The following is an 18815-nucleotide window of genomic DNA, read 5'->3' on the forward strand; positions in this document are numbered from 1 at the left end:
TGAAGCCGGAGTCGAGGGGGGATCGAGCCGAGCCGGCTCCCGAAGTCATGGCTCCGTGCCCAAGTGGCATCGGGTCAACCCGCAAAACCCTCGCAACGGCCCCAGGGTGCCCCATCGGGCCGGGGCCACATCAACATTGAAAACAAAATGGAATGTCACGATGTGGCCGATCGACGACTCATCAAGGTGTTTCGGAAAACCCTGGTGAAATCGTATTCCTTAGATGTGCTGAACTACCTCAGAGACATGCGTGTGCGGAATCGAGACGCAACCGTGACGTGGTGCATGTTCGCGTGCGGGGTGCGTTGAAAGGGCCTTCCCGAATCGAGGTGGGGCGGAGGTCGAGGAAGGGGTGCGTCTACTTTGGCGGGCGAGACCTTGGCGTCGGCGAGTGGGCCAGTATGCCACGAAGGAATTCGCATATCGGTCCGAAAGAACTCGCTCGGAATTTCTAATGAAAATTCCTTGACGATAGTTCGGACAGCTCTTTAGAATCAGCAACGCTTCAAATCACGATGTCAGGGACACCACCACTCTCCGTCCGCTGGCAATGTGTACCTGGCCGATTCTCGAGTTAAGGTACGGATTAACGATCTCCCTCGGACCGCCCCCTAATCATCTCAATAGTCGGGGTGAGTCCACACGCCGTTGCACGCCTTCGCCCAATCGCGGGCGAGGCCACCTAGCCCTGAATTCGTTCGTAATCAGGTTCTCCTGGGTGTTTCGCCTTGCGCCTCGGGGGCGATGACTGCCCTCCTCGAGTACGCCGTACGTATCGATCGATTCGTCATCATTCTGGAAGGTGATTTCATGCACACGTCTACCGTTCGCGGCAGAAAGCGTGGCTTCACGCTGATCGAGTTGCTGGTGGTGATCGCGATCATCGCCGTGCTGATCGCCCTGCTCTTGCCGGCCGTGCAGGCGGCCCGCGAGGCGGCCCGCCGCATCCAGTGCACCAACAACATGAAGCAGATCGGGCTGGCCATCGCGAATTACTCCGACCTCTACGGCACCTATCCCCCGGGCGGGATCACCAAGAATGGCGACCCCTGGGCGTCCGGTGCGAACTCGCTGAACTGGAGGGCGATGGTCCTTCCCCTCATGGAAGGGACGAACATCTACAACTCCCTTAACTTCAGCGTCAACGCGAACGATGGTGGCGCCTCCGCCGCCGCATTTTTCACGGCGTACTCGACGACCATGAATAGCTGGCTCTGCCCCTCCGACGGCGAGAACGGCGGCGGCAAGCTGCCGAACGGCCAGGTCGGCTCGGGCAACCCGAAGGGCCAGTACTGCAACCAGGTCATCGACCCGACGACCGGCTCGGCCACGACGTGGTGTCCCGTCTCGAACTACGCCGGTAGCTTCGGAGACAACTACTGCGGCGGCGTCCTCTGCAACAACCTGCCCTGGGAGACCCCCTGGAACGGCTCCCCGCCCGCCGGCCGCCCCCGGATCGGCTGGAACGGCTACTGGGGCACGACCTTCGGCCTCCCCGACGGCTTCACCAAGGGCGCCGGGGTCATGCGAGGCTTCTTCGATTACCGCCTGACCACCGGCCCCGCCAGCCTGGCGAGCGTGACCGACGGCACGAGCAACACCGTCGTGGTCGGCGAGATGATGCCGAGCCGCGCGGCCGACAGCAACTTCTGGTTCCAGAATGGCGGACTGGCCGGCATGACCGTGCCGCTTGGCTGGAACTCGAACACCGTCGACGCGAACAGTTCCTCTTGCGCCGGGCAGTGGCAGAGCGCCTCGGCCCCGCTCGGTTGCCGGTTCGGCGCCGCGGCCAAGGGCTTCGTCAGCCTGCACCCGGGCGGCGGCAACTTCCTCTTCGCCGACGGCTCCGTGCACTTCCTCAAGGCCAGCATCAGCCAGGCTACCTACTGCGCCCTCGGCAGCCGGAACGGCGGCGAAGTGCTGAGTGCCGACTCGTTCTGACCTCGAGTTGAATCGAGATCGGTCGAGACGGTCGCATCGAGATCGTAGTCGTGTGTCGAGGATCCGTGGAACCAACACACCTGGACCGGGGCCCTCGGGCGGTTTACTACCCCCCGAGGCCCTGGTCCGTTCCATCATCGGGAGACGATTTCCACCTATGAACGGGATCAGGATAGCAGCACGAGCAAGGCATGGGGCGTTTTGCGCATCGGCCCTGGCCATCCTCCTCGCGGCCTCCGGTTGCGGCGACGGCACGGGCCTGCCGAAACGCTACCCCGTCTCCGGGACGGTGAAATACAAGGGGGCGCCGGTGGAGAACGGCAAGATCAGCTTCATCCCGGACGATCCGGAAGGCCGGACCGCGTCGGGCAATATCGAGAAGGGGAGCTTCTACCTCACGACGCTCGTCGAGAGCGACGGTGCGCTGCCGGGGAAATACAAGGTGACGATCGAGTCCCGGGTCATCGACGACACCGAGTTGAAGGCGGTTGCCAAGGGCGGGCAGTTCCATCACGATAAGGCCTTCGCCAAGTCCGTGAAGACGGCCAAGATCATGGTGCCGACCAAGTATTCCTTGCCGGATACCTCCATGCTCACGGCCGATGTGAAGCCGCAGTCGAACAGCTTCCCCTACGATTTGTCCGACTGACGACCCGGCGGGGAGCCCGCAAAGGCCGGGGCCTCGTGGATGGCCCGCGCGTCTTCCGCTTTAACGATCGACTCAAACGTCATGATGGTCCGGTCGCCGATGAGAATCAGGCTGCGGTGGTGGGTCCTGCTCTTTCTCCCGATTGGTTGCACCGTCGAGACCGAAGTGCCTCGCGCCTTCTTCCCGGTCACGGGCGACGTGAGTTATCAGGGGTCGCCCGTCAAACGCGGGACGATCAACTTCATACCCGAGGCCCCCCCGCCCCAGGGGGTGCCGGCCACGGGCGAGATCGTCGACGGTGCCATCAGGAACGTGACGAGTCGGACGCAGGGGGACGGGGTCAAGCTGGGTAAATATCGGGTCACGGTCATCGCCTACGACGAAGCCTACGTCAAGGATGCCGCCTTGCGCGGTCCCGAAGGCCCCGACCCGGCCAATGTGAAGGAACTCGCCGCCACCACCAAGGCGCTGATCCCGCTTCGCTACGGCAACGCCCGGGACTCGGGGCTGACCGCCGTCGTGTCGCCCGATGGCAACGACTTCAAGTTCAAGCTGGTAGATTGAGGCCGGCATCGATCGGCCTGGACAATCCGTGCTCAACCGAAGGGGGAGTTCCTCGAATTGAGGAAGTCCCCCTTCGCACTTCCGGCGGCCGTCTCCTGTCGATGTGCCGCTGGAGCCACGCGGCCGGAATCGACCGGGCCAAGAGATGGGAAAACGAAAGCGGCCGGGGCGTCGCAAGGGGACGCCCCGGCCTCCGGGATGTTGATTGATCGCAACGCAACGCCGAGGTCCGTCAAACCTCAGCCGTGACCGTAGCCGCGGTCGAAGGCCTCGAGGTCGCGTAGATAAGCGGTGTACGTCGTCCGGAAGGTATCGGCGTCGACCGACCAGCGAGGGGAGTCCTCGGTATGCCGGTGGCAGTGCTCTTCCAGGAGTCGGTGCAGGAACTTGAAGAGTTGCCGGGGAGTCCGGAGGTTCCCGAGCGAATCCTTGAGGGAGTCGTCGCTGATCGTCTCGTCGATGAGTTGGCGGAGTCTCGGGCCGCCGCCATTGGCGGAGGGTTCGGAGGCGCAAGCGCGGAGGCGGTCGCCGGCGAGGTCGTACAAGGACGGCCCCGTCCAGCGCAGCGGCTTGATCATATTGAGCTTGTCGGGGCGGGCACGTTCGTAGAAGTCTTTATCTTCCTTCTCGAGGTAGTACGCCAGCTCGATCGGGAGCAGGAGCTTGACGCCGATGCCCTTGTGTCGCAGGAACTTGTGGTCGAGCAGCGGCCAGATCAAGGCCCGCATCTTGCGAGGATCGCCCTCGATGAGCTGGGGCTCGTCGACCCGGTCGATGAGGACGATGATGCCCGAGTAGCCGAGCTGGTTTAAAACCACTTGGAACTTGCGGAGCAGCTCGTAGCGTTCCTCGCCCCCGGTCTGGGAGGCGGTGGGGGTCGGCTGACCTCCCAGTTCGCTCGGCTTGAACCAGAGGAGTTCCCAGCGGAGCGCGGCCGGATCCCGGCTCAGGACGCGGAGCCCCTTGCGGATGTCCCGTGCGAACCACTCGGCCCGGGCGAGCCGCCAGCCCCAGTAGAGCCAGCTCAGGAGGATGGGGACGAGGAGCCAGGGGAGCAGGCTCCAGGTCCGGAGCCAAGGGAAGGCGGCGATCAGGAGCCCGACGATCAGGGTCGTGCCGAAGCCGACCTGGAGGTCGCGTCGACTCCAGAGAGGACGGAACCCTGAGCGTCGGCGGAGTCGGCTCCAGCGACGTTCGATGGGCTCGCCCGTGGACTGGTCGTAGAGCGCGGCCAGGAGGAGGAGGTCGCGCCTCTGGTCGACGGTCAGGGCCGAGAGGTCGACCCGATCCGCCGAGAGGCTGTCGATGAGCTGCGTGACCCCCTGGGCCAGGATGGCATCCATGTGATCCTGGAGCCGCCAGCGCGAGAGCGCCTGGGCCGCGTCCTTGGCCTTGACCGCCGCGCGGAAGTGGTCGAGGTAGGGGTTGAAGTCGTCATACGAGATGACGAAGACACGTTCGTTGGGGTGCTGCTGGTTGTATTTTTCGAGCTCGGTGGTGACCTGGAGCCGTAGCGCGGTTTTGCCGCTCCCCTTCTCGCCGAAGACGAGTGCCGTCGACGGGTCGGCGGGGTTCCCGAAGAACTTGTTCCAGGCGGGATGATGGATGGTGGAGAGGCAGCGCTGCTTGAAGACCGTGTCGGTCTGCGCGTCTTCCTCACTGAACGGGTTGCCAGCAATCCCGTGATGACTCAGAAACTGTTCGGTCTTCATCGTTCCTTCGATTCCCCGTATCGTGCGACGTAGGATCGATCCTTGCCGCCGTTTTGAAGTCTTACCCGATTGGGTGCCTCCACCGCAATCGCATGCGGTTGCCGGGACCGATCCTGTGCGCAGGCCCTTGACGCCAGGCATACCTTCGCCTGCCGCCGACGGGTCGAGTGCATACCAAGGACCAGGCCAGCCTGGGGACGATCGACGACGCGATGAATCCGAAACCCTGATCCCCCAAAGACTCTTCGGCGAAATGGGGTCGGTATTTCGGCTGCTCGGATGGATGTCGGCCCGATTCCTGGCCACGCTCATCGGACAGGAGCCTTCTCCGGCACCTCGACGAGCCGAATCGCTCCTCATAATTAATGATCGACCCGAGACCCGGGCCGAACTCAGGCGACGCGAGCACGACCGCGCATCACATCCCGGACGTGATGCTGCAAACCTCGCGCATTCGAGGCCGGTTCTTCATCGAAGAATCCGCCGGCGACGAGACGCGAGGGACCTCGCGGCGCGATCCCATGGAGATGTGCCGGGAATGAACGAGTCCGCCTGGTCGACGTTTCGTGCTGACGTATGGGCGAACACTGACGGCTACTCGTCCCCACCCGACGATCGTTCACGCTTCAGGACCCGCGAAACCTGCATCGCCTTCCACTGATGTCCGCGCCTGGTGAGATGGCCGGCCTCGTTAAGCCGGTCGGCGATTTCCTGGAGTGTGAAACCCGCGTTGCGCAACTCGGCGATCATCGGGACGATTTCCCGGTACGCCTCATTAGCTTGCTCGCGACGAACCTGGCTCGCCCGCTCGACGCCACGGCTCCGCGCCTCGGCCGTGAGCGTGGAACTTCCGGGTCGTGCGGCACCGAGCTTCCCGCCTCGCGCCTTGTAGGCCGCCAGGGCCAGCTTCATCCGATTGGAGGCAACATCCGACTCGTATTCGGCGAGCGCGGCCAGGACTTCGATCGTCCGTTCGTTGGCGTGGGGGAAGTCGCACGCGAGGAACGGGATGTGCGACCGGTGGAGCGTTTGTAGGAAGCGGACATCCTTCGACAGCCCCGAGAGACTCGCCACGATGAGCGACGCATCGAGTTCCTTGACCGAAGCAATGGCCTGGAGGAACTTCGGCCGCTGGGTTTTCCCGAGGTTCTCATCCTCGCGAAAGGACTGGACCACGGCCCCGCCCGCCTCGCGGACGTGCTCTTCGACGCAGTGCTCCTGCTCCTCGAGTGGGACGCCATCAACCCGGAAGTATGCAACGAAATTTCGCCCCTGATTCATTGCCTCGCGCCTCGTGGAACGTATCTTGCTGTTGGTGTTATATCCTTGAGCGAGCAAAGTTAGACGAGGGGCAGGTTTCGCCCCTGCGTGTAAGGAACCGCAATCTCAATGCCGGAGCGAGTCTCGTGACGGCGCGACCTTAATATCAAGGGTAGTTAGACGCGATGACGTCCGAGAACTCCGATAAAGATGACCCCTTCGAAAGCATCTCGACCGGCGTCCCGGGGCTGGACCACATCCTCGGAGGCGGCCTCCTGGCGCACCAGCTCTACATCGTCGAGGGGGACTCGGGGGCCGGTAAGACGACCCTGGCACTCCAGTTCCTCCTCGAAGGAATGCGACGTGGCGAGAAGACGATCTGGTGCACCCTCTCCGAGACCGAGAGCCAGCTTCTGACCACCGCCCGGTCGCATGGCTGGGACCTGACCGGGATCGAGATCTGCAACCTCGCCATGACGGAGGCCAGCCTCAAGGCGGACTCCCAGTACAGCTTCTTCTCGCCGGGAGACATCGAGCTCGACGACGTGACGAAGGCCGTGACCTCGCTCGTCGAGCGAATCAACCCGTCGCGCGTGGTCTTCGACCCGTTCTCCGACGTCCGGCTCCTGGCGCAGGACCCGCTCCGATATCGCCGGCAGGTCCTCTCGTTGCGAGAATTCTTCGCCGGGCGGCGCTGCACGGTGCTGCTCGTGCAGGAGTTGCCCCGCGGAGCCCTCACCTCCGACGACAATTCGGCCGAGGGGGTGGTCCAGGGGGTGATCTCCCTGCACCAGTCGGTCCCGGACTACGGGCGGAAGAGGCGTCGGCTCAACGTCCACAAGCTCCGCGGGGTCCGCTTCCGCGACGGGTTCCACGACTTCTCGATCGAGACAGGGGGCCTGCGGGTCTACCCCCGTCTCGTCGCCTCGGAACACTTCGACTCGTTCACGAATGAAACGATCTCGAGCGGCGTCCCGGAGCTCGATGCCCTGCTCGGCGGCGGTCTGAACCGGGGGACGAGCCTCCTCGCGATGGGGCCGGCCGGCGTGGGCAAGAGCACCCTCGCGGGCCAATTCGCCGCGGCGGCGCTCCGCCGGGGCGAGCGCGCCGCCTTCTTCCTCTTCGACGAGACGTCACGAGCTTTTGTGGCCCGCAGCGAGGGGCTCGGCATGGGCCTCTACCAGTATATCAAGGCGGGTCAGGCGACCCTGCGCCAGGTCGACCCGGCCGAGTTCACCCCGGGCGAGTTCGCCCACCTCGTCCGCCGGGTCGTCGAGCAGGACGACACGAAGCTCGTCGTCATCGACAGCCTGAGCGGCTACCTGAACGGCATGCCCGACGAGCGATTCCTCAGCATGCACCTGCACGAGTTGCTCACTTACCTGAGTTATCGCAACACGCTGACGATCCTCACCGCGAATGAGCATGGCATCGTCGGCGAAGGGCTCCACGGGGCGGTCGACGTCAGTTATCTCGCCGACGCAGCCCTGATGTTGCGCTACTTCGAGGCCTTCGGGGGCGTCCGCCGCGCAATTTCGGCGGTGAAGCGACGCATGGGGCCTCACGAGACCCTGATCCGCGAGCTGACGATCGCGCCCCCGGGGATCAAGATCGGCGGCCCCTTGAAGGACTTCCACGGGGTCCTCACGGGCCAGCCGGCCTTTATCGGCAGCTCGCAACACCTGGGCGCGAACGAGGCCGGGGTCGGCGAGGTGGGTCGTGGGTAACCCACAGCCGATCGAGCCGGTCAGGCTCCTCGCGAGCGGCCGAGATGCGTCGCTCACCTGCGAGGTCCTCGCCAGGGTGGAAATCGCCTGCGAGGTCACCAGGACCGTCGAGGATCTCTGCCGAGGGCTGGAGGACGTCCAGGTCCTCATCCTCGCCGAGGAGTGCCTCACGCAGCCTCGCGTCGCGGCGATCGCCGAATGCATAAAGGCGCAACCCGCGTGGTCGGATCTGCCGGTCATCGTCGTCGCGAAACCGGGCGGGCGCGGAGGCCGTGTGATGGGTGCGATGGGCGTCCTGGGCAACGTCACCGTGCTGGGCCGGCCCCTCAGCGTCGACGAGCTCATCACCGCGGTCCGCGCCGGGATGCGGGCGAGGCGCCGGCAGTTCGAGGTCCGGGACCTCCTCCTCGACCGCGAGGACGCCGACCGTCGCAAGGATGAGTTCCTGGCGATGCTCGCCCACGAGCTGAGGAACCCCCTCGCCCCGATCCGGAACGCCGTCGGCATCATGCATATGCTCGACGTGAACAACCCCGACTTCGACGACGTCCGGGACGTCCTCGAGCGGCAGGTCCGGCACATGTCCCGCCTGACCGACGACCTGCTGGACGTCGCCCGGATCACGAGGGGGAAGATCGGGCTGCGCACGCGGGTCGTCGACATCGTCGAGATCGCGAAGGATGCGGCCAGGATCGCCGCCCCGACGATGAAGGCCCGAGGCCACCGCTTCGACCGCGAATGGCCCGAGGCCCCGATCCGCATCGAGGCCGACCCGACGCGGATCGAGCAGGTTATTTCCAATCTCCTATCGAATGCCGCGAAATACACCAAGCCCGGCGGGCTCGTGAGGCTCGTCGTCGAAACGCAGCCGCCGCACGTCGTCATCAGGGTCGAGGATGATGGCGTCGGCATCGATTCTCGGACGCTGCCGCACGTCTTCGACCTCTTCGCGCAGTCCGATCGGCCCCTGGACCGAACTCAAGGAGGGCTGGGGATCGGGCTGACGATGGTCAAGAAGCTCGTCGACTTGCACGGCGGCCTCGTCGAAATCCAGAGCGAGGGCGAAGGCCTGGGCACCGAGGTCGTGGTCCGCCTGCCCCTGAGCCGCAAGGCCGCGTCCGACCGCCGAGACGCCGAACCCCGCGAGGCGTCGACGAGGCAAGCCCTGCGCGTGCTCGTCGTCGAGGATAATCGCGATGCGGCTGATATGCTCGCCTGTTTGCTCCGATGTCGCGGATACGAGGTCCGGGTCGCCTACGACGGCCCCGAGGGGGTCGCAACGGCCCGGGGATTCCAGCCCCAGGTCGTGATCAGCGACATCGGCCTGCCGGGGATGGACGGCTACGAGCTGGCCAGGCGGCTCAGGGAGGATCCGGCCCTCGGCCACACCCTGCTGGTGGCCGTCAGCGGCTACGGGGCCGACGACGACGTGTCGCGGGCTCTCTCCGCCGGCTTCGACCACCACTTCGTCAAGCCCGTGGATCCCGACTCACTCACGACGCTCATCGGCCGGGCCGGCGGGGGCGATCCGCATGCCATCGAGGTGAGGAACGCCTCGTGAACGACGGATCCGTGCCGGGACCGGGCTTACTCCGCGAGAAGCCTGGAGAAGTGCTTTCGTTTGCCTGAACTTGGGTGTAACGTAGGCATCTCCGAGAACCGGAACGCGTGCGGAATTTGAAGAGGGGGGCGAGGGTGCCTGGCATCCGATGGACGAGGTCCATCCCCTCTCCCCGAGCGTCGATCCGGTGGCATCTTCCCCCCGTTCTTCCCCAACAGGCTCGCTTCGCGGTGCGACATGATACGATTGGCCTCCGAAGTCGGGGTGATTTCGCGGTTCTGTGCGGTCTTCCTACTCCTGGCGATCGGGTGTGATGGGACCAAGGCCCCTGCCCCGGCGCCGACTCCTGGCGTCGCCGAGAAGGCGCCGGCTGATGCACCGCCACTTCAACTCGCCGCCGCCAGCGACCTTCAGAAGGCCCTCTCGGCCGTGGCCAAGAAGTTCACGAGCGACACGCTGATCGAGGTGAACATCACCTTCGGCGCCTCGGGCAACCTCGCCGAGCAGATCCGGGCGGGGGCCCCCTTCGACATCTTCTTCTCGGCCAACATGAAATTCGTCGAGAAGCTCGCAGAGGAGGGGAAGATCCTGAAGGACTCCGTCGAGCCCTACGCCCGGGGCAAGCTCGTGCTGGGCGTCCGCAAGTCGTCGGCCGACGCGATCCACGAACTCGCGGACATCACCAGGCCCGAGATCAAGAAGATCGCCCTGGCCAACCCGGCGACCGCCCCGTATGGCACCGCAGGCAAGCAGGCGCTCGAGCGTGCCGGGCTCTGGGAGAAGGTCGCCCCCAAGATCGTCCAGGCGGACACCGTCCGGCAGGCTATGCAGTTCGTCGAGTCGGGCAACGCCGAGGCCGGCATGGTCAGCCTCGCGAGCGGGGGCGACGCCGAGATCGCGATCGTCGACCTCGACCCGAAGCTCTACGATCCGATCATCCAGGGGCTTGGGATCCTCTCCGAGAGCAAGTCGCAAGACGCCCAGGCGTTCATCAAGTTCGTGCAGGGGGACGCCGGCCAGGCGATCCTCGCGGAGTACGGCTTCACCAGGCCCGAGCCCCGCGAGGCCGCGCCCGAGGCGACCGTGCCCGAGAAGTAAGCCCCGTGACACAACGTTTCGAGGGATGATATGAAGATGTTGCTCGGTCTGAGTGGGATAGCGTCGGCCTCCCGTCGTCGCGGCGCGGTCGGGTGCGAGGCCTTGCTCGCGCTCGTCGCGGCCTTCATCCTCGTGTCGGCGACCGCCGACGACAAGGCGGTCGTGCGACCGGCCGCGGAGGCGAAGGATCACCTCGATGAGGAGGGGACCTACGAGCTCGTCGTCCGAACGACCAAGAACGCGGAACCGCGCAAGGTCTACTACCTCGACTCCGAGGAAGACTTCCACGACGAGAAGAACCTGGCCATCGTCATCACCTACGCCGACGCCGAGAAGTTCGAGAAGCTCGGCATCAAGGATCCGTCGACCCACTACAAGGGGAAGACGATCCGGGTGAAGGGCAAGGTCATCAACGAGTCGTCGCAGACCCGGATCCACGTGACCGAGCCCTCCCAGATCGAAGTGGTCGAGGCTGCCAAGCCTGCGAAGACCCCCTGACGCCGACGGGCCCGACGCACGTGCTCCCCTCGATACCCAGCCCCCTCCTGCTCTCGCTCAAGGTGGCGTCGATCGCGACGCTCTTCATCGTCGTCGTCGGCGTCCCCCTGGCCCTGATCCTCGCCCGGGGCCGCTTCCCGGGCCGGGAACTCCTGGGGGGCCTCGTCACCCTGCCCCTGGTGCTGCCCCCCACGGTGCTCGGTTATTACCTGCTCCAGTTGCTCGGCCGCGAGACCTGGTTCGGTAGCTGGCTCGAGCGGACCTGGGGCTTCACCATCGTCTTCCACTGGTCGGGTGCGGTCGTCGCCGCGGCGGTCGCCGCCTTCCCGCTCTTCCTGCTCCCCGCCCGAGGCGCCCTCGAAGGGGTCGACCCGGCGCTCGAAAACGCGGCGAGGCTCCTGGGCCGGGGCGAGCTTTCTGTTTTCTTCTCGATCACCATCCCCCTCGCCTGGCGAGGCCTCGCCGCCGGCGCGATGCTCGCCTTCGCCCGGGCGCTCGGCGATTTCGGCACGACGATGATGGTGGCCGGCAACATCCCCGGCGTGACTCAGACGGCCTCCCTGGCGATCTACTACGCCAATGACGTCCGCGACACGAGGACGGCCCTGATCCTCACGCTCTGGCTCTCCTCAATTGCGATCGCCGTGCTCTGGGTCGTCCATCATGGCCTGCCATCGAGGGGAGTGAGGCCTTGAGCCCCGCCGAGCCTCGCTTGCTGGTGGAGGTCTCCCGGCGCGTCCACGCGAAGCTGACCCTCGACGCGAGCCTGAGTCTGGGATCCGAATGCGGGGTCCTCTTCGGTTCCTCGGGGGCCGGCAAGACGACGCTCCTGCGCCTGATCGCCGGGCTCGAGACCCCGGACCGTGGCCGCATCCGACTCGGCGACGACGTCCTCTACGACTCCGACGCGAAGCTCGATCGCCCGCTCCGTCGTCGCGGGATCGGCATGATCTTCCAGGATGACCTCCTCTTCCCGCACATGAACGTCGCGGCTAACATCCGCTATGGCCTCAAGGGTCGGGGCCGGGCCGAGGCTGACGCGAGGCTCGCGGAGATCGCCTCGCTCTGCGGGGTCGAGGCGCTCCTGGATCGCCAGCCGATGACCCTCTCGGGGGGCGAACGCCAGCGCGTCGGCCTGGCGAGGGCCCTGGCCCCTCGCCCTCGGCTCCTGCTCTGCGACGAGCCCTTCTCGGCCCTCGACGTCATGAACCGGCACATCCTCGTCGAGCGGCTGAAGACCATCCAGCAAGTCGAGGCGGTCCCCATCCTCTACGTCACGCACAGCCCTGCGGAGGCGGTTGCGCTCGGCACCCAGCTCTTCTGGGTTAGCGAGGGTCGCATCGTGGCTCGAGGCAATCCGCTCGACGTCCTCGCGTCCTCCCACGTCAAGGGGACGACCCGTCTCAACGGGATCAGGAACCTCATCCGAGGCAGGCTCGAACCCCCCGATCAGGCGGGCGAGAGCCGGTTGCGGCTCAGTCTCGACGAGCAAACGGTTCTCGTCATTCCGGCCGTCTCCGATCATCCCCCCGGCGCCGAGCTGACAGTCGAGGTGCGGGCCGATGACATCCTGCTGGGGTGTCGAGCCGTGTCTGGACTGAGCGCCCGGAACGTGATCCCGGGCGTGGTCGAACGGCTGGTGCCGCATGGGGACGAGACGGAAGTGCTGGTTCAGACAGGCTCGGTGACCTGGATCTCCAGCGTCGTGAATTCGGCGGTTGACCTGCTCGGGCTCGAGCCGGGGACCGCCGTGAATATGATCATCAAGGCCAGGAGTTGCCGGGTCCTGGATGCCGGCTCGGTCGAGGAATAAGCGGAACTCTCATGGAAACGCTGGACGCGACGATACACTTGGCCTTCGCCTTCGACATCGGCTATGAGATCGACCTCGAGCACGCGCGGACCGTCCTACCGGGCGAGTCCGGCCGACTCGTCCGGCGCCGCAGGACGCCCGAGTCGATCCAGTACCGCCCTGCCCCTTTGCGCATGGCGGTCGACGCGAGCGGGATCCAGCTCCCCAGGACGGCCGCCGCCTTCTCGCCATTCGCCCCTCGTGCGGAGCTGACCGTCTTCGACTTCGGCGCGATCTCGCTGGCCGTGCAATTCCCCGTGCGTCTGACGGCGGGCGAGCTGCTCGAACTCGCCGGCGAACTGGCCGAGACCGCCACGCTGAACGCGTCGGCCAGGCAGGTGGTGACCCCCTGGATCGACCGCCTGCGCCCGGCCGTGACCGACTTCGAGTTCAGCGACATCAGCGAGGAATACATCCTCTTCCAGCTCGGGAAAGTCGGCCCGGACTGGTTCGAGCAGCATAAGCATTGGATCGCCGGATTGGTCCGGCTCGAGTCGGAGCCCCTCAGCAAGGGGGAGATCGCCGAGGCCACGCGATTGAGCCTCTCCTACACGCCCAACGACCTCCTGACGCTCGACTGGGCCGCCGGATTCGTCGCCGACCCCGACTGCGCCGACACGCTTCAAGTCATCGAGTTCGCCAACGTCCAGCTCCTGGAATTCCGCCACATCGACGACCGTTTGGACGACCGCCTCGAGGCCGCCTACCGGCAGATCGTCCCCGAGCGCCGGGACCGCAAACGCCACGCCTTCTGGCGCTCCCACAACGACGCCATCCGCAGCGTCCGCGAGCTCGAGATCGAGGCCACGAGCCTCTTCGAGCGTGCCGACAACACCCTCAAGCTGATCGGCGACCAGTACCTCTCGCGCGCCTTCGACCTCGCCTCGACCCGGTTCCACCTTCGGGACTGGGAGCAATCCATCCGTCGCAAGCTCGACACCGTGGGCAACGTCTACGACCTGCTCGTGCAGCAGTCGGGCGGGCACCGCATGGAGGTCCTGGAACTGATCGTGGTCGTCCTGATTACCCTCGAGATCGTGCTGGCCCTGTTCCGCCACTGAGCGACAAGGGCCGACTCTTGGAGTCGTGGGCGGAATTGCCCTCGGCCCGACGATCCGCTAAGGTACACGGATGATACGCCTGGGACTCTGCTGCATCTTTCGCGACGAGCCGATCAAGTTCCGGAACACGACGGCCACGTCCCTGGCTCGCAAGCCAAGAGCCGACCAACTGGCCCAGCTCGGCCAGTTGTGCCTGACGAATGCCGACGCACTCCTCGCCGCCCTGCGGTTCTGCGACTCCAACGGCATCGGCTGCTTCAGGGTCAACAGCCAGATCCTCCCGTTGAAGACGCATCCCGTCGTCGGATACACCGTCGAGGAATTACCGGGGGCCGACCTGATCCTCGAGCGCTTTCGCCTCTGCGGCAGCTTCGCGAGGGAGAAAGCCCTGCGAGTCTGCTTCCACCCGGATCAGTTCGTCGTCCTGAATTCGCCGAGACAGGAGGTCGTCGAAGCCTCGGTCCGCGAACTCGAGTATCAGGCCGAGGTCTCGGAGTGGGTCGGGGCCGACGTCGTGAACATCCACGGCGGCGGGAGCTATGGCGATAAGGCCAAGGCCCTCGAAACCTTCGCCCGCAACCTCGGGCTCCTGAGCGACCGGGCCCGGAGTCGCCTGACCGTGGAGAACGACGACAAGACGTACACGCCGATGGACCTCCTGCCCGTTTGCAAGGCCGAGGGGATCCCGCTCGTCTACGACGTCCACCATCATCGCTGCTGCCGCGACGGGCTGACGGATGCCGAGGCCACCGAGGCCGCCGTCTCCACCTGGGATCGCGAGCCCCTCTTCCACATCTCGAGCCCGATCGAGGGGTGGGATGGGCCCGGGCCTTCGAGGCACAGCGACTTCATCGACATCAAGGATTTCCCGGCCTGCTGGCTGGGCATGGACCTCACGGTCGAGGTCGAGGCCAAGGCGAAGGAACTGGCCGTCATCCAGCTCGCGCAGGCGCTCCCGAGCCTGGGCTAATTGTATAAGCAAGTCGTATTGAATGGACCTCCTCCCGACTCTCCCAGAGGAGTTAGAAAATGCTCATTCGTGCCCGTGATCTTTTCGTTTGCGCCCTCGTCATCCTCGCGAGCCTCGCGATGCGAACCGCGAGCGCAGAGTCGTTGCCCTGGATTCGGGTCTCCGAGGATCACCGGGGCTTCGTCCAGGAGGGTTCGGGCAAGGCGTTCCGGCCTTTGGGGTTCAACTATGATCACGACCCGACGGGCTGCTTGATCGAGGATTACTGGGACCAGGAGTGGCGCGCCGTCGAGGCCAGCTTCCGCCGGATGAAGCAGTTCGGGGCCAACGTCATCCGCATTCACCTCCAGTTCGGCAAGTTCATGAAGGATGAGACCACGCCCAACCAGGCGTCACTCGACCGACTCTCGCAGCTCCTCAAGCTGGCGGAGGATTGCTCGCTCTATATCGACCTGACCGGCCTCGGGTGCTACCACAAGAAGGACGTACCCTCCTGGTACGACAAGCTCGACGAGGCGAAGCGCTGGAATGCCCAGGCCTACTTCTGGCGGGCGGTCGCGAGCACCTGCGCCAAAAGCCCGGCGATCTTCTGCTACGACCTCATGAATGAGCCCGTCGTCCCCGGCGGTCGTCGCGAGGACGGCGACTGGCTCGGGCCCGACTTCGTCGGCAAGCACTTCGTCCAGTTCGTCACGCTCGACCAGCGCGATCGGCCCCGGCCCGAGGTCGCGAAGCTCTGGATCCACCGGCTCGTCTCCGAGATTAAACAGGTCGATACCAAGCACATGATCACGGTCGGGCTCGTGGACTGGAGCCTCGACCGCCCCGGTCTGTCCTCGGGGTTCGTGCCGGAGAAGGTCGCATCGGAGCTCGACTTCGTCTGCGTCCACCTCTATCCCCAGAAGGGGAAGGTTGACGAGGCGTTGAAGGTGCTGGAGGGCTTCGCGGTCGGCAAGCCGGTCCTGATCGAGGAGACGTTCCCCCTGGCATGCCCCCGCGAAGACTTCGAGGCATTCGTCGACCAGGCCGGCAAGGTCGCGGCCGGCTGGATCAGCTTCTATTGGGGCAAGCCCCCAGAGGAACTCAAAAAGTCGTCCGACATCGGCGAGATCCTCCTGCTCCAGGAGCTGGAGATCTTCGAGAAGCACGCGAAGGCTCTTGCCCATTGATGCGCTGTGTTTCGAAGGTGTGATCCCAGAATCGAGCGAACCCCTGGAGTCGCTTTCCGGTTAGAATGGGGCGGAATCGAGGGCCGCGCCGTCCCCATTCGTGAGTGATCGGTCGTGCCGAGCGGCGGCGGGCGACTCGAGGATCGAGGAGTGATTGGACGTGGCGACCGACGATCCCGGATCGGTGACGCGCTGGATCGGCGACCTGAAGGCGGGCGACGACGCCGCGGCCCAGCCCCTGTGGGAGCGTTACTTCGAGCGGCTCGTCCAGTTGGCTCGCGCCAAGCTGCGGGCCACGCGCAGGCCGGGGGCGGTCGAGGACGAGGAAGACGCCGCCTTGAGTGCCTTCAATAGCTTCTGCACGGGGGCCGCCCGCGGCTCGTTCCCCCTGCTGAGCGACCGGGACGACCTCTGGCGGCTCCTGGTCGTGATCACCGCCCGCAAGGCCTGCGCGCAGGTCCAGCGGCGCACCCGGAAGAAGCGTGGCGGCGGCCAGCACGTCCTCGACGAGCGGGCGCTCGCAGGCGCCGAGCCCGACGCCAACGCGAACGCCCTCGACCTCGTCATCGGCGACGAGCCGACCCCCGAGTTCGCCGCGATGGTCGCCGAGGAATACCGCCGACTCCTCGAGGCCCTCGACGACGACACCCTGCGCCGGGTCGCGCTCGACCGCATGGAGGGGTACACCACCGACGAGATCGCCGAGCGCCTCGGATGCGCGAGGAGGACCGTGGCCCGTCGGCTCGACCTCATCCGTAAGATCTGGACGACGCCGGAGGAGGAGACTCCGTGAGCCCCGCCGAGCCGACCCCCTCGACCGATCCCATGACCCTCTCGAAGGCGCGTCGGATCAACGCGAGCTGCGAGCGCTTCGAGCGGGCCTGGCGCGCGGGGGCTGGAGTAAGGATCGAGGAATTCCTGGCGGAGTCCTCCGCCTGCGATCGCGCCGACCTTTTGCGCGAGTTGCTCCTCCTGGAACTCGACCTCCTCGCCGAGGCCGGCAAGGCGGCGGAATTCGACGACTACCGCGATCGATTCCCGGAAGACGTTTTGCTCGTTCAGGAGGCCTTCGCGCGATCGGTCGCGGAGCCGACGATCGGGCCTGGCGCCAAGGGGGGCCTGGAGTCGACGATCTTCCTGCCGCGCGAGGCCTCATCTCCCTCGGGGACCTCGGGCCCGGTGATCTCCAGGTTCGGCGACTATGACCTGATCGAGGAACTGGCGAGAGGCGGCATGGGGGTCGTCTACAAGGCCCGGCAGCGGAGCCTCAAGAGGACGGTCGCGCTGAAGATGATCCTCTCCGGCCAGTTCGCTTCGCCCGGCGAGCGCGAGCGGTTCCACCAGGAGGCGGAACTGGCGGCCAACCTCGACCATCCCCACATCGTCCCGATCTTCGAGGTGGGGGAGCAGGACGGGCATCATTACTTCAGCATGAAATTGATCGAGGGGGGCAACCTCGCACGCCGGATCGGCCAGTTCACGAGCGACGCCAGGGCCGGCGCCCGTCTCCTGGCCACGGTGGCCCGCGCGGTGCATCACGCCCACGAGCAGGGGTTCCTGCACTGCGACCTGAAGCCGGCGAACATCCTCCTGGATGCGCAGGGATCGCCCCACGTCACCGACTTCGGCCTGGCGAAGCGGGTCCAGGACGATAGCGCCCTCACGGCCACCGGCGCGATCATGGGGACGCTGAGCTACATGGCCCCCGAGCAAGCCCTCGGCCGGCGTCGCGAGCTGACCCCCGCCGCCGATGTCTACGCGCTCGGTGCCATCCTCTACGAGCTGCTGACCTCGCGCCCGCCGTTCCGGGCCCCGACCGAGATGGAGACCGTGGCCCAGGTGCTCTACAACGAGCCGACTCCCCCCGGCCAGGTCCGCCCCGGTGTCGCCGCCAACCTCGAGAAGATCTGCCTCAAGTGCCTGGAGAAGTCGCCCAGCGACCGCTACCCGTCGGCCGCCGCGCTCGCCGAGAACCTCGACCGCTACCTGCGGGGCGAGGACGTCGAGGGGACCGGGCTAGGTCAGCGAATGCGGCGATGGACCCGGCGCGAGCCCGAGCTCGTCGCGAGGTTGGGGGGCCTGGCCCTGATCGCGGGGCTCACCCAGTTCAACTATCACTTCACCTTACGTCCGCACCGGCCGACGCATCTGAACGTCATGATGGTCCTGGGCCTCTGGGCGGTGCTGGTCTTCGCGTTCCAGCAGGCCTTGAGGCGAGGCTGGCAGGCCGCCGCGATCCGCTACCTCTGGGCCGCGACCGACATCCTGCTCCTGACCCTCCTGCTCAAGATCCTCAACGGGTTCGAGAACTCGCTGCTGGTCGGCTACCCCCTGCTGATCGCGGCCTCGGGGCTCTGGTATCAGGTGCGCCTGGTCTGGTACACGACGCTGCTGGCCGAGCTCGGTTACGGCTATCTCTTCATCGACCGGTTCCTGATCCATCGGCCGACGGTCGGGCCCGTGCAGTATCCGAACATCTTCATGGCGGCCCTGCTCGTGACAGGCTTCGTCGTCGCCCGGCAGGTCAAGCGGATCTGGGCGCTCAGCAGTTATTATGAGCATCGACCCGTGGTTTGATGCGTCGGGTGTGTCGCCAAATCGCGCACGGGCGGCCCGCGTCCTTGACGCTGCGGGGCGTCGGCCGCTACAGTCCCTAAGACCGTCGACGCCGATCGTCGGACGAGGTCGAGACGCGACCGTCGCGGGCGGGTTCCCCGCTCCACTCATCTCTCCGCCGCCCGAAGACGAATCGC

At 65.9% G+C, this 18815-nt stretch carries 16 protein-coding genes; 14 read left to right on the top strand and 2 right to left on the bottom strand.

Going from position 1 to position 18815, the window contains the following annotated elements; all coding sequences use genetic code 11:
- Positions 1 to 810 precede the first annotated feature (810 nt).
- From ACOYYX_RS25900 to ACOYYX_RS25910, 3 genes are all read left to right on the top strand, one after another.
- A complete protein-coding gene (locus ACOYYX_RS25900; protein WP_422925068.1) occupies positions 811 to 1941 on the top strand; it encodes a DUF1559 domain-containing protein in 1131 nt (376 codons plus the stop codon).
- A 157-nt stretch (positions 1942 to 2098) separates the two neighbouring features.
- Complete coding sequence (locus tag ACOYYX_RS25905) at positions 2099 to 2590, top strand: hypothetical protein (RefSeq protein WP_422925069.1); 492 nt, start codon at positions 2099 to 2101, stop codon at positions 2588 to 2590.
- 99 nt (positions 2591 to 2689) lie between these two features.
- Positions 2690 to 3154: a hypothetical protein gene (locus tag ACOYYX_RS25910; protein ID WP_422925070.1), complete on the top strand. Its 465-nt coding sequence runs from the start codon at positions 2690 to 2692 to the stop codon at positions 3152 to 3154.
- A 239-nt stretch (positions 3155 to 3393) separates the two neighbouring features.
- Here ACOYYX_RS25910 and ACOYYX_RS25915 read toward each other — a convergent pair whose 3' ends face one another.
- Both ACOYYX_RS25915 and ACOYYX_RS25920 read right to left on the bottom strand, forming a co-directional pair.
- Positions 3394 to 4866: a hypothetical protein gene (locus tag ACOYYX_RS25915; protein WP_422925072.1), complete on the bottom strand. Its 1473-nt coding sequence runs from the start codon at positions 4864 to 4866 to the stop codon at positions 3394 to 3396.
- Positions 4867 to 5460: 594 nt separating this feature from the next.
- A complete protein-coding gene (locus ACOYYX_RS25920) occupies positions 5461 to 6147 on the bottom strand; it encodes a recombinase family protein (protein ID WP_422925073.1) in 687 nt (228 codons plus the stop codon).
- A 164-nt stretch (positions 6148 to 6311) separates the two neighbouring features.
- Between ACOYYX_RS25920 and ACOYYX_RS25925 the strand changes: the two genes are divergently transcribed.
- From ACOYYX_RS25925 to ACOYYX_RS25975, 11 genes are all read left to right on the top strand, one after another.
- Positions 6312 to 7853, top strand: a complete 1542-nt coding sequence (locus tag ACOYYX_RS25925; RefSeq protein WP_422925075.1) for an ATPase domain-containing protein — start codon at positions 6312 to 6314, stop codon at positions 7851 to 7853.
- Positions 7846 to 9414 carry an ATP-binding protein gene (locus ACOYYX_RS25930; protein WP_422925077.1) on the top strand — a complete coding sequence of 523 codons (1569 nt, stop codon included), beginning with the start codon at positions 7846 to 7848 and terminating at the stop codon, positions 9412 to 9414. The genes ACOYYX_RS25925 and ACOYYX_RS25930 overlap by 8 nt, the downstream gene beginning before the upstream one ends.
- A gap of 237 nt (positions 9415 to 9651) precedes the next feature.
- Complete coding sequence (modA, locus tag ACOYYX_RS25935) at positions 9652 to 10512, top strand: molybdate ABC transporter substrate-binding protein (RefSeq protein ID WP_422925079.1); 861 nt, start codon at positions 9652 to 9654, stop codon at positions 10510 to 10512.
- A 36-nt stretch (positions 10513 to 10548) separates the two neighbouring features.
- Positions 10549 to 11010, top strand: coding sequence for a hypothetical protein (locus ACOYYX_RS25940; protein ID WP_422925081.1), 462 nt, complete (start codon positions 10549 to 10551; stop codon positions 11008 to 11010).
- Between the two features lie 20 nt (positions 11011 to 11030).
- Positions 11031 to 11705 carry a molybdate ABC transporter permease subunit gene (gene modB, locus ACOYYX_RS25945; protein WP_422925083.1) on the top strand — a complete coding sequence of 225 codons (675 nt, stop codon included), beginning with the start codon at positions 11031 to 11033 and terminating at the stop codon, positions 11703 to 11705.
- A complete protein-coding gene (locus tag ACOYYX_RS25950; protein ID WP_422925085.1) occupies positions 11702 to 12823 on the top strand; it encodes a molybdenum ABC transporter ATP-binding protein in 1122 nt (373 codons plus the stop codon). Before modB ends, ACOYYX_RS25950 begins: the two co-directional genes overlap by 4 nt.
- An 11-nt stretch (positions 12824 to 12834) precedes the next feature.
- Complete coding sequence (locus ACOYYX_RS25955) at positions 12835 to 13923, top strand: hypothetical protein (protein WP_422925087.1); 1089 nt, start codon at positions 12835 to 12837, stop codon at positions 13921 to 13923.
- A 70-nt stretch (positions 13924 to 13993) separates the two neighbouring features.
- Complete coding sequence (gene uvsE / locus ACOYYX_RS25960; RefSeq protein WP_422925089.1) at positions 13994 to 14893, top strand: UV DNA damage repair endonuclease UvsE; 900 nt, start codon at positions 13994 to 13996, stop codon at positions 14891 to 14893.
- A gap of 59 nt (positions 14894 to 14952) precedes the next feature.
- On the top strand, positions 14953 to 16062 hold the full coding sequence (locus tag ACOYYX_RS25965) for a cellulase family glycosylhydrolase (protein WP_422925091.1): 1110 nt from the start codon (positions 14953 to 14955) through the stop codon (positions 16060 to 16062).
- A 160-nt stretch (positions 16063 to 16222) separates the two neighbouring features.
- Positions 16223 to 16855 carry an ECF-type sigma factor gene (locus tag ACOYYX_RS25970; protein WP_422925093.1) on the top strand — a complete coding sequence of 211 codons (633 nt, stop codon included), beginning with the start codon at positions 16223 to 16225 and terminating at the stop codon, positions 16853 to 16855.
- Entirely contained in the window at positions 16852 to 18639 is a 1788-nt protein-coding gene (locus ACOYYX_RS25975; RefSeq protein WP_422925095.1) for a serine/threonine-protein kinase, read from the top strand. Before ACOYYX_RS25970 ends, ACOYYX_RS25975 begins: the two co-directional genes overlap by 4 nt.
- Positions 18640 to 18815: the final 176 nt, after the last annotated feature.

It is taken from the genome of Singulisphaera chitinilytica, from assembly GCF_049331405.1.
Classification (GTDB): Bacteria; Planctomycetota; Planctomycetia; order Isosphaerales; family Isosphaeraceae; genus PoT.